This is a genomic window from Dokdonella fugitiva, from assembly GCF_014138265.1.
Lineage (GTDB): Bacteria > Pseudomonadota > Gammaproteobacteria > Xanthomonadales > Rhodanobacteraceae > Dokdonella_A > Dokdonella_A fugitiva_A.
The window spans coordinates 141076-154165 of record NZ_JACGXL010000002.1; the positions used below are offsets into that span (position 1 = coordinate 141076).

12 protein-coding genes are annotated in these 13090 nt (G+C 68.1%); 2 read left to right on the plus strand and 10 right to left on the minus strand.

All coding sequences use genetic code 11. The annotated features are described in order from the left end of the window. Positions 1-8: 8 nt before the first annotated feature. The 5 genes from FHW12_RS06865 to FHW12_RS06885 form a co-directional block, all read right to left on the minus strand. Positions 9-1139, minus strand: coding sequence for a dipeptidase (locus FHW12_RS06865; protein ID WP_182530273.1), 1131 nt, complete (start codon positions 1137-1139; stop codon positions 9-11). A gap of 82 nt (positions 1140-1221) precedes the next feature. Next, positions 1222-2166, minus strand: a complete 945-nt coding sequence (cyoE, locus tag FHW12_RS06870; RefSeq protein WP_310735207.1) for a heme o synthase — start codon at positions 2164-2166, stop codon at positions 1222-1224. A gap of 160 nt (positions 2167-2326) precedes the next feature. Continuing rightward, entirely contained in the window at positions 2327-3469 is a 1143-nt protein-coding gene (locus tag FHW12_RS06875) for a COX15/CtaA family protein (protein ID WP_182530275.1), read from the minus strand. A gap of 1 nt (position 3470) precedes the next feature. After that, positions 3471-4019, minus strand: coding sequence for a hypothetical protein (locus tag FHW12_RS06880; RefSeq protein ID WP_182530276.1), 549 nt, complete (start codon positions 4017-4019; stop codon positions 3471-3473). Further along, positions 4016-4747, minus strand: a complete 732-nt coding sequence (locus FHW12_RS06885; RefSeq protein WP_182530277.1) for an SURF1 family protein — start codon at positions 4745-4747, stop codon at positions 4016-4018. Before FHW12_RS06885 ends, FHW12_RS06880 begins: the two co-directional genes overlap by 4 nt. A gap of 62 nt (positions 4748-4809) precedes the next feature. Between FHW12_RS06885 and FHW12_RS06890 the strand changes: the two genes are divergently transcribed. Continuing rightward, positions 4810-5019 carry a twin transmembrane helix small protein gene (locus FHW12_RS06890; protein WP_182530278.1) on the plus strand — a complete coding sequence of 70 codons (210 nt, stop codon included), beginning with the start codon at positions 4810-4812 and terminating at the stop codon, positions 5017-5019. A gap of 134 nt (positions 5020-5153) precedes the next feature. Here FHW12_RS06890 and FHW12_RS06895 read toward each other — a convergent pair whose 3' ends face one another. From FHW12_RS06895 to coxB, 5 genes are all read right to left on the minus strand, one after another. Then, positions 5154-6020 (minus strand): cytochrome c oxidase subunit 3, encoded by an 867-nt coding sequence (locus FHW12_RS06895; protein ID WP_182530279.1) that lies wholly within the window; start codon positions 6018-6020, stop codon positions 5154-5156. Between the two features lie 38 nt (positions 6021-6058). Continuing rightward, complete coding sequence (locus FHW12_RS06900) at positions 6059-6652, minus strand: cytochrome c oxidase assembly protein (RefSeq protein WP_182530280.1); 594 nt, start codon at positions 6650-6652, stop codon at positions 6059-6061. Next, the gene (locus FHW12_RS21215) at positions 6649-6780 is read right to left on the minus strand and encodes a hypothetical protein (RefSeq protein WP_259392920.1); all 132 of its coding nucleotides are present in this window, start codon (positions 6778-6780) and stop codon (positions 6649-6651) included. Before FHW12_RS21215 ends, FHW12_RS06900 begins: the two co-directional genes overlap by 4 nt. A 137-nt stretch (positions 6781-6917) precedes the next feature. After that, complete coding sequence (ctaD, locus tag FHW12_RS06905; RefSeq protein ID WP_428993622.1) at positions 6918-8525, minus strand: cytochrome c oxidase subunit I; 1608 nt, start codon at positions 8523-8525, stop codon at positions 6918-6920. A gap of 148 nt (positions 8526-8673) precedes the next feature. Then, positions 8674-9573: a cytochrome c oxidase subunit II gene (gene coxB / locus FHW12_RS06910; RefSeq protein WP_182530282.1), complete on the minus strand. Its 900-nt coding sequence runs from the start codon at positions 9571-9573 to the stop codon at positions 8674-8676. Positions 9574-9905: 332 nt separating this feature from the next. On the opposite strand from coxB, the gene putA reads away from it, so the two are divergent. Next, positions 9906-13085 (plus strand): bifunctional proline dehydrogenase/L-glutamate gamma-semialdehyde dehydrogenase PutA, encoded by a 3180-nt coding sequence (gene putA / locus FHW12_RS06915; RefSeq protein ID WP_259392921.1) that lies wholly within the window; start codon positions 9906-9908, stop codon positions 13083-13085. Positions 13086-13090 lie beyond the last annotated feature (5 nt).

The following is a 13090-nucleotide window of genomic DNA, read 5'->3' on the forward strand; positions in this document are numbered from 1 at the left end:
CGTCCTCCTCAGGCCCACACCTCGCCGAGCACGCGCGCGAAGTTGCCGCCGAGGATCTTCTCGATGCGCGCGTCCTTGTGGCCGCGCCGGGCGAGCATGCCGGCGAGCACGTCGAAGCGGTCGGCGACGTTGAGGTCGGGGATGAACATGTACAGATCGGCCGGACGCCCCTTCTCGAAGATGCCGTCCTCGACCATCGCCTTGATGTACTCGCGGTTGTCCTTCTCGAATTGCGGCGTGCGCTCGGTCGGCGCGATGCCGCCGTCGGTGCCGATGCCGACGTGGTCCTCGCCGCAGACGTCGATCGCGTGCTCGATGTGGCGGATCACGTCGATCGCCATCGGTTGCGTGTCGGTGCGCAGGTACGGCCAGAAGATGATGCCGGCGACGCCACCGCGCTCGGCCATCGCGCGCAGCTCGGCGTCGCCCGTGTTGCGCGGCAGGTCGGCGAGCGCGCGGCAGCCGGTGTGGCTGATCAGCATCGGTGCCTTCGACGCCGCGATGCCTTCGGCGATCGTGCGCTGCGAACCGTGCGCGAGGTCGACCACGACCTTGTCCGTGTTGAGCCGCTCGATCAGCGCGTGGCCGAGGTGGCTGAGTCCGGCATTGCCGGGTTCGGTGCAGCCGTCGCCGGCGAGGTTGCGCCGATTGTGGGTGATCTGCACGACGCGGATGCCGAGCTGGCGGAACAGCGTCACGCGGTCGAGGTCCTCGCCGATCGGCTCGCTGCCCTGGAAGCGCGGGATCAGGCCGAGCTGGTGCGCCTCGTGCGCGCGGGCGAGGTCGGCCTTCTCGCCGATGATGCGGAATGCGGCCGGGTTCTTCGCGACGATGTCGCGGACGCGCGCGAGCTGCGCCTTCATCTTTTCGAACTGCGCGTCGTTGTTCCAGTAGCGGCCGTTCGGTCCGATGCTGAGCAGCACCGCGCCGAGGCCGGACGCGCGCGCGGCAGCGAGTTCGCCGGGCGTATCCTTCGGATCCGCGTCGGGGGCGAACAGGTAGAGCCCACCTTCGCCGTCGATCGCGATCGTGTCGCGGTAGCGGGGCCAGGCCGGCGTGCCGGCGGCGTGCAGGGGGGACGTCAGCATTCCGGCCGCGGCGACTCCCGCGGCCACGAGGAACTCGCGGCGATCAGGCATGGCTATCCTTCGGCGTGCGCGAAGTACGACAGGCTTCGCAGGAAGCCGAGTATAGCCACGCCCCCACCGGGGCGCGCAAGGGTCAGCCGACGCGGCGGAAGGTGAGCGCGGGATCGGCCAGCGCGTCGACCGGCAGGTAGTGATCGACGAGCAGGAACGCGAACAACGCCATCAGGTATACGATGGAATAGTTGAACACGCGCATCGCGAAGAATTCGTCGGGCGGGTCGAGCAGGCGGATCGCGTAGTAGAGGAACGCGCCGCCGAGCACGAGCGCGCCGCCGAGGTAGAACAGCCCGCTCATGCCGGTCAGGTACGGCAGCACGGTGATGACGACGAGCAGCACGGTGTAGAACAGCACGTGCCAGCGCGTGTAGGTCACGCCGTGCGTGACCGGCAGCATCGGCACCTGCGCGCGCGCGTAGTCGTCGCGGCGGAAGATCGCGAGCGCCCAGAAATGCGGCGGCGTCCAGATGAAGATGATGAGGAACAACAGCAGCGCGTACGGATGCACGCTGCCGCTCACCGCGGCCCAGCCGAGTACGGGCGGCGCGGCGCCGGCGGCACCGCCGATCACGATGTTCTGCGGCGTCGCGCGCTTGAGGTAGGCGGTGTATACGACCGCATAGCCGATCAGCGAGGCGAACGTGAGCGCCGCGGTGAGCGGGTTGACGAACGCGATGAGGATCGCCATCGACAGCGCGCCGAGGATCAGCGCGAACGCGAGCACCTGCGTCGGTGTGAGCGCACCGGTCGCCAGCGGCCGGTGCGACGTGCGCGCCATCACCTTGTCGATGCGCTGGTCGATCAGGTGGTTGAGCGCGGCGGCCGACGCGGCCGCGAGCCAGATACCGAACATGCCCGCGATCGCCTGCCGCGGCGGCGGCAGTCCGGGCACCGCGAGGAACATGCCGATCACCGCCGTGAACACGATCAGCGCGACGACGCGCGGCTTGGTCAGTTCGAGATACTGGCGGGCGACGGGGGGCATGGCGGCGGATCGATTCTTGCTCGGAAAGGAATGGATTGAAATACGAAGGGCGCGAGGTAGGGTTGGAGATCAATGCCTGAAACACGAAGCACACCGAGGAAGAGCACTTCTCCTGATCAATGCTCTTGCCTTATTCGCGTGCTCTGTGTGCTTCGTGTTTCGATCTTAGCGGTTGCTTCCTTCCCGCCCTCGTGTTTCAGTCTTTGGGAGCCACGCCGTGCGGCAGAACCCGCACGAGCAGCGCGATCAGCGAGAACAGCAGCAGCGCCGCGACCCCATTGTGCGCGGTCGCGACCGGCAACGGCAGCAGCAGCTTGACGTTCAGGATGCCCAGCGCGACCTGCGTGCAGAGCAGGACGCCGACCAGCGTCGCGTTCGCGCGCAGGCCGCGACGCCAGGCGAGCACGGCAGTCGCGAGCACGTGGCCGAATACGACGAGCGCACCGAGGCGATGCGCGATCTGGATCGCCGCGCGCGCGGCGGCGTCGAGCACGCCGCCTTCGTAGTTGACGCCGATGCCGCGCCAGAGCACGAAGCCTTCGCGGAAATCGACCTGCGGCCACCAGCTGCCGGCACAGGTCGGGAAGTCCGCGCCGCAGGCGAGCGCGGCGTAGTTCGCGCTGGTCCAGCCGCCGAGCGCGATCTGCAGCGACAGCAGAGCCAGCGCGACGACGATCATCGGTCGCAGCCGCCGCTGCGCGTGATCCGGCGCGACGCGGGCCGCGAGCGCGAGCGCGACCGCGGCGAGCAGCGAGAACGTGAGCAGGCCGCCGAGCAGGTGGCCCATGACGACGATCGGCTTGAGCAGCAGCGTGACCGTCCACATGCCGAGCATCGCCTGGAAGATCACGACGCCGAAGGCGGCGACCGCGATGCGCCATGGCCAAGCACGTGGCAGCGTCGCCGCCGCGCCGAGCGGCAGCGCGAGCGCGAGCGCGGACAGCAGCGCGGAAGCGGCGTAAAGCCCCTTGATGTAGAGCGCGATGCCGACCGCCGCCGAGAGCGCGGCGGCGAGCAACGCCGCGACGTGCGCGCGACGCGGCCACGCCGCGACCAGCGCGAGCGCGAACACGAGCGTGCCGAGCGTGCCCGCGAGCATGCGGTGGACCTGTTCGCGCCACGCCTTGTGCGTCTCGAACGGGCGATCCGGGAACGCCTCATTCGCTCGCGCGATGTCCTGCTCGTGGCCGGGCCAAGTCGCCTTGCCGTAGCAGGTCGGCCAGTCCGGACACGACAGGCCCGCGTTGGACAGGCGCACGAAGGCGCCGAACACGATCACGAGGAACGCGAACACCGCGGCGAACGCGGCGAGGCGGAGCGGCGTCACGGCGAGGCGCATGTCAGTTCTTCACGAGCCGCGCGAGATCCTTGCGCAGCTTATTGGCGTCGTAGTCGACCGGATAGCGCAGCACGAGGAAGCCGTGGGGATCGGCGAATGCGACCGCGACCTCGTCCGCGCCGGCGGGACGCAGGCCTGCGAGGCGGCCGTCGACGTCGCGCGCGGTGGTCACCGGCTTCAGGGCTTCGCGCGTGTCCGCCGGCAATTCGCCGAGTACGACGACGCGCACGCGGTACGCATTCTGGTTCAGCGTGAGGCGCGCGCGGCGCAGTTCGTCGATGCGCTCGATGCACGCCTTCGCGCAAGCCGGCCCCGGGATCGCGAACACCGTCCACGACCATTCGGCGTCCTTCCAGGCGAGCACGCTGCCGTCGTCGTGCACGAAGCGTGCGTTCGCGAGGTCCTGTGGCGGTTCGATCATCGTGCCGTAGTTGCGCGTGCCCGCGGGGCGCCAGCCGAACGCGTTGAGCACGTACGCGGTCACGAGCGGGGCGGCGAACAGCAGCAGGATCAGGATCAGGCCAATCCGGTTGCGCGTGCGGGGAGTCATCGCGGTTTCTCGTGCGGTGACCGGCGCGAGGGCCGGTGCAGGATGAAGAACGTCGCCGCGACGACCGCGGCGAAGGTGTACCAGGTGAACGCGTAGCCGTAGTGCCGCTCGGGCGGGAACACTTCGGGCTTCCATTCGCGCACGAACGTGGTGACCTCCTCGCCCGGCAGCTGCAGCAGCACGCGCGTGTCGAGCGGGCGGCCGAGATCGGCGCCGACCTCGGCGAGGTCGAGGTAGATCGTCGTCTTCGGCCAGTTCACCTGGTGCGGCAACGCGTCGCCGCCGAGGCGCAGGCCGCTCCCGGGCGGCGGCGCGTACAGCGCGCGCACGGTCTGCGCGCCTTCCGGCGGCGGCGGGATCGTCGGCATCTCGCCGCGCGCGTCGCGCGCGAGGAAACCACGGTCGACGAGCACTGCGGTGCCGCCCGCGGCCGGCTCGAACACGTCGTAGACCATCACGCCCGGCCGACCGTCGCGCACCTGGTTGTCGAGCACGTAGGCGTGCAGCGGATCGAAGCGGCCCTTCACCTCGACGAGCGGATAGCGCGCGCCCGCTTCACGCCGTGCCTGCTCGAGCGGCACCGGTGGCTGGTGCGCGGCGCCGTCGAACGCGGCGAACAGCGCTTCCTTCTCGTGAGCACGACGGACCTGCCAGGTACCGAGCGCGAGGAACAATGCGATACCCGCGAGTGTCGCCGCGATCGCCGTCGGATGCGCGCGCCTAGCCACGGAGAGGCGGCGCTATAATCGGCGAGGCAGCCGGAACCGCGTTCCGGCCGGAAGCGCAAGCCATGCTCGGCACCGTCCTGATCGTCGTGTTCTTTCTCGCCATCGTCTACAACCTGGGCGCCGGCCTGTTTTTCATGATCACCGACAAGGGCGGCACGGACCGCACGCTGAAAGCGCTCACGCGACGCATCGCGCTGTCGGTGCTGCTGATCGCGCTCGTCATGCTCGGCATCTGGACCGGCATCATCCGCCCGCACGGCGTGGGCGGCTGATTCGCGCGGCGCGAAGGCTGCAAGCCGACGCGCTCCGTTTGCCGTCCGTCATTGTGTTGCGGTCCCGCGATCGCGAGAGCCGAGGGCGCGGTGTCGAGCCCCCAGCCCTCAGCCCTCAGCCCTCAGCCCTGTTCTTACAGCACGTACACGAACAGGAACAGGCCGAGCCAGACCACGTCGACGAAGTGCCAGTACCAGGCGACCGCTTCGAAACCGAAGTGGTTGTCCTTGGTGAAGTGACCCTTCGCGCAGCGGAACCAGATCACCGTGAGCATGATCGCCCCGAGCGTGACGTGCATGCCGTGGAAGCCGGTGAGCATGAAGAACGTGCTGCCGTAGACGCCGCTGCCGAGCGTGAGGTTGAGATGCCCGTAGGCTTCGGCGTACTCGTGCGCCTGGAAGCCGAGGAAGATCACGCCGAGCACGACGGTGAGCGCGAGGAACACGAGCAGCTGCTTGCGGTTGCCGGCGCGCAGCGCGTGGTGGGCGATCGTGATCGTGACGCCCGACGACAGCAGCAACAGGGTGTTGAGCAGCGGGATGCCCCACGGCGACATCGTCGAGAACGCGCCGCCGACACCAGCCGGGCCGTTGGTCGGCCACGCGGCCGAGAACGCGGGCCACAGGTAGTGGTTGGTGAGCGCGCCATGGCCGGCGCCGCCGAGCCACGGCACCGAGTAGGTGCGGGCGTAGAACAGCGCGCCGAAGAACGCCGCGAAGAACATCACTTCCGAGAAGATGAACCAGATCATCCCCATGCGGAAGGAGGTGTCGACCTGCTTGTTGTACTTGCCGCCGATCGACTCGCGGATGACCGTGCCGAACCAGCCGAACATCATGAACAGCAGCAGGGCGATGCCGACGGCCATGATCGGCTTGCCGATGTCGGCCTCGTTGAGCCAGAGGCCCGCGCCGCCGACCGTACCGAGCAGGCCGAACGAGCCGATGATCGGCCAATGGCTGCCGTGGGGAACGTAGTAAGCACCTTGTGTTTGCGCCATGGCGGCTGGTCCCGATCGTTGCGTCAATTTGCCTGGAGTCAGCCCGCCGCCGGCAGCGGCGAGCCCGTCTTGGGGTGTTGCTCGGCGGACAGCCGCACGGTGGCCGCTTCGTTCGCGTAGAAAGTGTACGACAGGGTCAGCTCGCGCACGCCCTGCGGCAGCTGCGGGTCGACGTAGAAGCGCACCGGCATGCGGCGCGATTCGCCCGCCCTCAGCACCTGCTCGGTGAAGCAGAAGCATTCGGTCTTGTTGAAGAACGCCGACGCATCGCTCGGCGCGATGCTCGGCACCGCGTTGCCGACGATCGCGTCGCCGCCGTTGTTGGTCGCGTCGAACCACACTTCGGTCAGCTTGCCGGGGTGCACGTCGACGCCGGAGAGCTCCGGCGTGAACGACCACGGCAGCTTGCTGTTGACGCCGGTCACGAACTGAACCCGCACGGTGCGGTTCACGTCCTCGACCAGGCCCGCGACGCGACTGCGGTCGACTGCGCCCGGCGCGAGCTTGATGCCGAGCACGTGTTCGCACACGACGCGATACAGCGGCACCATCGCGAAACCGAACAGGAACGCGCAGGCGACCACGACACCGGCCGTCTTCAGCACGCCGAGATTGCGGTTCCCCGCATTCATCGGCGCAGCACGACGTCGCCGATCGCGATCAGGTAGATCGCGACCGCCACCAGCCCGATGACGAGCGCGGTGCGGCGCGCCCGCGCGCGGCCTGCAGGGCGTTCGTCATTGGCAAGCTGTTGTTTCATTGCCTCGTCGTCGGTTCGCAGCGTGCTTTACTTCAATAGTGCGGCCATGGAAGGCCGCTCCTGGACCAGCAAATTCAAACGCCGCTTCGAACCGACGTCACCTCCATCGAACCAGCGATCACGGACGATCGCACCACTCAATGCGTCACGTCGCCGTGGGCGAGCACGTCGTCGCGGATCACCGGCGGCACCGTGAACGTGTGGTGCGGCGCCGGCGACGGCACGGTCCACTCGAGGCCGTGCGCGCCTTCCCACACCTGCGTCGTCGCGCGATTCTTCGAGAAGTAGACCGCGTGGATGACCACGCCGACGAAGATCAGCTGGCTCGCGCCGAACCAGAAGCCGCCGATCGACGAGATCATGTTGAAGTCGGCGAACGCGACGTTGTAGTCGGGGATGCGGCGCGGCATGCCGGCGAGGCCGAGGAAGTGCTGCGGGAAGAACAGCACGTTGACCGAGATCACGCTCGACCAGAAGTGGATCTTGCCCCACTTCTCCGAATACATGTTCCCGCACCACTTCGGCAGCCAGTAGTAGGTCGACGCCATGATCGCGAAGATCGCGCCGGTGACCAGCACGTAGTGGAAGTGCGCGACGACGAAGTAGGTGTCCTGGTACTGGAAGTCGGCCGGCACGATCGCGCACATGACGCCGGAGAAGCCGCCGATCGTGAACAGGATGACGAATGCGATGGCGAACAGCATCGGCGTCTCGAACGTCATCGAGCCGCCCCACATCGTCGACACCCAGTTGAACACCTTCACGCCGGTCGGGATGGCGATGAGCATGGTCGCGTACATGAAGTACAGCTCGCCGCCGAGCGGCATGCCGACCGAGAACATGTGGTGCGCCCAGACGATGAACGAGAGGAACGCGATCGACGCGATCGCGTACACCATCGCCTGGTATCCGAAGATCGGCTTGCGGCTGAAGGTCGGGATGATCTCCGACACGATGCCGAACGCCGGCAGGATCATGATGTAGACCTCGGGGTGCCCGAAGAACCAGAAGATGTGCTGGAACATCACCGGGTCGCCGCCACCGGCCGCGTTGAAGAAGCTCGTGCCGAAGAACTTGTCGGTCAGCAACATCGTGACCGCGCCGGCGAGCACCGGCATGACCGCGATGAGCAGGAACGCGGTGATCAGCCAGCTCCACACGAACACCGGCATCTTGAGCAGGTCCATGCCCGGCGCGCGCATGTTGAGGATCGTCGCGATGATGTTGATCGCGCCCATGATCGAGCTGATGCCCATGAGGTGCACCGCGAAGATCATGAAGGCGACGTTGGTGCCGCCCTCGAGCGACAGCGGCGGGTACATCGTCCAGCCGCCCTGCGGGCCGCCGCCGGGCATGAAGATCTCGGAGATCAGCAGGAAGAACGCGAACGGCAGGATCCAGAACGACCAGTTGTTCATGCGCGGCAGCGCCATGTCCGGCGCACCGATCATCAGCGGGATCATCCAGTTGCCGAGGCCGACGAACGCCGGCATGACCGCGCCGAAGATCATGATCAGCGCGTGCATGGTCGTCATTTCGTTGAAGAACTCCGGCTGCACGAGCTGCATGCCCGGCTTGAAGAGTTCCGCGCGGATGACCATCGCCATCGAGCCGCCGATGAAGAACATCAGCAGCGAGAACACGAGGTACAGCGTGCCGATGTCCTTGTGGTTCGTCGTGAACAGCCAGCGATGCAGGAAGCCTTCCGGCTTGTGATCGTGGTCGTCGTGGGCGTCGTGATCGATCGCGGGATTGGCAGCGGCCATGGCCTTGGAACCTCTATTGAAAAGTGCGGCCACGGATGGTCGCTTTTCGCTCTGCTCTCGCGTTCACGGATGAACGCACAAGTTGTCGAATGCTTTCGCGTTCACGGGTGAACGCACGGATTGCTCGTCAGCCCTGCGATGCCGGCGCCGGCGTCGCCTGCGCGGTCGCGCCGGCCTTCTCGGCGGCTTCGGCGGCTTCCTGGCCGGCCAGCCACTGCTCGAACTCGGCCTTCGGCACCGCCTTCACGACGATCGGCATGAAGCCGTGGTCCTTGCCGCACAGTTCCGCGCACTGGCCGCGGTAGATGCCCGGCTGGTCGATCTGCGTCCAGTTGTCGTTGATGATTCCCGGGATCGCGTCCTGCTTCCAGCCGAGGCTCGGCACCCACCATGCGTGGATGACGTCGTCGGCGGTGATCACGAAACGCACCTTCACGCCGACCGGCAGCACGAGCGGCTTGTCGACGTTGAGGAGGTAGCTGGGGAAGTCGCCGTCCTTGATCGAGTGCGGGTCGATGCCCGAACCGAGCTGGCGCGCCTTGTTCGAGTCGGCATCGAGGCTCGACACGAAGTTCACGCTAGACGCCTTCTTGAAGTAGTCGACGTACTCGTAGCGCCACTTCCACTGGTAGCCGGTGATCTTGATCGTCATGTCCGAGCCCTTCGCCTCGGCCATGTCGACGAGCAGCTTGGTCGCCGGCCACGCCATCACGACGAGGATGACGATCGGCACGACCGTCCAGATCACTTCCATCGTGGTGTTGTGGGTCCACTTCGCCGCGACCGCGCCCTTCGATTTGCGGAAGCGGACCATCGCGACGATCATCGCGCCGAACACGACGATGCCGATCGCTACGCAGACCCAGAACGCGAGCATGTGCACGCCATGGATGCGCTGCGAGATCGAGGTCGCACCCGGAGCCATGTTGAGCTGCCACGGCTGCGGATTCGCGAACGCCGTTCCGCTCGCCAGCAACGCGAGTACCGCGAACGCGCGGCAGGCGCGCAGGACCCCGGATGAAATCATCGCCATCACCTTTCTGGTTTTGCTCGGACGCGCCCCATTGCGCGGTCGCCGCGACGACCGCGCGACCGATGCCGGACGCGCCAAACGTCGGGAGCGTAACCCGTCAATGATAGTGGAGCGCGCGCGGCAGCGGCAACCACGCGGGGTCGCGCCGCAGGCGGCTGCGGCGCGCCCGGGCGCGACAAAGCGCCGCACCGGCCGGGCCGGGCAGGCCCTCGCGCGCGGTTCTTGGCCGGTCGCCGCGCGCTCACTACACTAGGCGATCCTGGCGTTTGCCCAGTCCCCGCACCGGCCGCCGTCCGCCGGTGCTCCCCAGCACCCGAGACCGGCCCTTGAGCGCATCGCTGCTGCCCGAACTCCCGCCCGCCCCCGACCCCGTCTGGGCCCGCATCACCGCCGCCTGGGCGCGCGACGAAAGCGACGCCGTCGACGACCTGCTCGCGCAGGCGACGCTGCCGCCGGCCGAGCGCGAACTCGTACTCGCGCGCGCGTCCGAGCTCGTCGCCCGCGTGCGGGCACGCGCGGGTGAGCAGAGCGCGGTCGAATCGTTCATGCGCCAGTACGACCTCTCCAGCGAGGAAGGCGTGCTGCTCATGTGCGTGGCGGAGGCACTGCTGCGCATCCCGGACACGTTCACCGCGGACAAGCTCATCCGCGACAAGCTCGGCGAGGCGGACTGGAAGAAGCACCTCGGTACGAGCGAGTCGGTGTTCGTCAACGCGTCGACCTGGGGCCTCATGCTCACCGGCCACCTCGTCGCGCTCGCCGAGGAGACGCGGCGCGACTTCACCGGCGCGTTCAAGCGTCTCGTCGGCCGCGCCGGCGAACCGGTGATCCGCCTCGCAGTGCGCCAAGCGATGCGCATCATGGGCCACCAGTTCGTCATGGGCCGCACGATCGAGGAAGCGCTCGACCGCTCGGCGCAGAAGGACAACGCGGCCTACCGCTATTCCTACGACATGCTCGGCGAAGCCGCACTCACCGCCGCCGACGCCGAGCGCTACCACCGCGCCTACAAGGACGCGATCGACGCGCTCGGCCGCCGCGGGCCGTTCGACAGCGTGCTCGACGCGCCGTCGATCTCGGTCAAGCTGTCGGCGCTGCATCCGCGCTACGAGGTCGCCAAGCGCGCGCGCGTGCACGCTGAACTCACGCCGAAGCTGCTCGAACTCGCCCAGCTCGCCAAGGCGAACGGCATCGGCATGACCGTCGACGCCGAGGAGTCGGACCGCCTCGAACTCTCGCTCGAAGTGATCGGCGCGGTGTTCGCGCATGCCTCGCTCGCGGGCTGGAACGGCTTCGGCCTCGCCGTGCAGGCGTACCAGAAGCGCTGCCCGTTCGTGATCGACTGGCTCGCCGACACCGCGCGCAAGGCCGGTCGCCGCTGGTGCGTGCGCCTGGTCAAGGGCGCGTACTGGGACTCGGAGATCAAGCGCGCGCAGGAACAGGGCCTGTCCGGCTACCCGGTCTACACGCGCAAGCCGAACACCGACGTGTCCTACCTCGCCTGTGCGCGGCGCCTGTTCGCGGCCGGCGCGGACCTCATTTATCCGCAGTTCGCGACGCACAACGCGCACACGATCGCGGCGATCCACCACTACGCGCAGAAGCGACCGTTCGAGTTCCAGCGCTTGCACGGCATGGGCGCCGACCTCTACGCGGAAGTCATTGGCGAGAAGCACCTCGACGCTCCGTGCCGCGTGTACGCGCCGGTCGGCAGCCACGAGGACCTGCTGCCGTACCTCGTGCGGCGCCTGCTCGAGAACGGCGCCAACACCTCGTTCGTCAATCGCGTCGTCGACGAGAACGTGTCGATCCGCGACCTCGTCGCCGACCCGTGCGAAACGGTGCGCGCGTTCTCCTCCAAGCCGCACCCGCGCATCCCGCTGCCGGTCGGCCTCTACGGCGGCTCTGCGCTTGCGCAGAGCCCAACCCATGCATCCAGGAAGAATTCCATGGGCGTCAACCTCGCCAACGACAACGAACTCAAGGCCCTCGCCGAAGCCGTCAACGCGCCACGCGCGCCGTGGACCGCGGCGCCGCTCGTGCCCGGCGCGAAGACCGGCGAAGCGCCGCGCGCGGTGACGAACCCGGGCGATCGCCGCGAAGTCGTCGGCGAGACGCGCAACGCGGACGCCGCGACGATCGAGAAGGCGCTCGCCAACGCGGTCGCCGCGCAGCCCGACTGGGACGCATTGCCGGCCGCGAGCCGCGCCACGATCCTCGAACACGCGGCCGACCTGCTCGAGCAGCGCCGCGGCGAGTTCATCGCGCTGTGCGTGCGCGAGGCGGGCAAGACGATCCCGGCCGCGATCTCCGAAGTGCGCGAGGCGGCCGACATGTGCCGCTACTACGCGGCCCTCTCGCGCAAGCTGTTCGGCACGCCCGAGGCACTGCCCGGCCCGACCGGCGAATCGAACCAGCTGTTCCTGCGCGGCCGCGGCGTATTCGTCTGCATCAGCCCGTGGAACTTCCCGCTCGCGATCTTCATGGGCCAGGTCGCCGCCGGCCTCGCCGCGGGCAACGCGGTGATCGCCAAGCCGGCCGACCAGACCACGCTCGTCGGCTGCGCCGCGGTGAAACTGCTGCACGAAGCCGGCGTACCCGAGGCCGTGCTGCAGTTCGTGCCGGCGAAGGGCTCGATGATCGGCAACACGCTGCTGACCAAGCCCGACGTGTCCGGCGTGTGCTTCACCGGCTCGACCGAGACCGCCTGGACGATCAACCGCACGCTCGCCGCGCGCAACGCGCCGATCGCCGCGCTGATCGCCGAAACCGGCGGCCAGAACGCGCTCATCGCCGACTCCTCGGCGCTGCCCGAGCAGCTCGTCAAGGACGTGCTCGCGTCGGCGTTCGATTCCGCCGGCCAGCGCTGCTCGGCCGCGCGCGTGCTGTACGTGCAGGAAGACATCGCCGACAAGGTCATCGCGATGCTCAAGGGCGCGATGGACGAGCTCGTCGTCGGCGACCCGGCCAAGCTGTCGACCGACGTCGGCCCGGTCATCGACGAACCGTCGCGTACGTTCCTCGTCGAGCACGCCGCGCGCATGGACCGCAAGGCGAAGAAGATCAACGAGGCCAAGCTCGACGCCGGCGCGGAGCACGGAACGTTCTTCGCACCGCGCGCGTACGAGATCCCGTCGCTGTCGCTGCTCACCCAGGAAGTGTTCGGCCCGGTGCTGCACGTGCTGCGCTGGAAGGGCAGCGAACTCGACAAGGTCATCGATGCGATCAACGCGACCGGCTTCGGCCTCACGCTCGGCGTGCACAGCCGTATCGACGCGACGATCGAGCACATCGCGCGCCGTGCGAAGGTCGGCAACTGCTACGTCAACCGCAACCAGATCGGCGCGGTCGTCGGCGTGCAGCCGTTCGGCGGCGAAGGCCTGAGCGGCACCGGCCCGAAGGCCGGCGGCCCGCACTACCTCGTGCGCTTCGCGACCGAACGCACGTTGACGATCAACACGACCGCGGCGGGCGGCAACGCGTCGCTGCTCACGCTCGGCGAATGACGGTG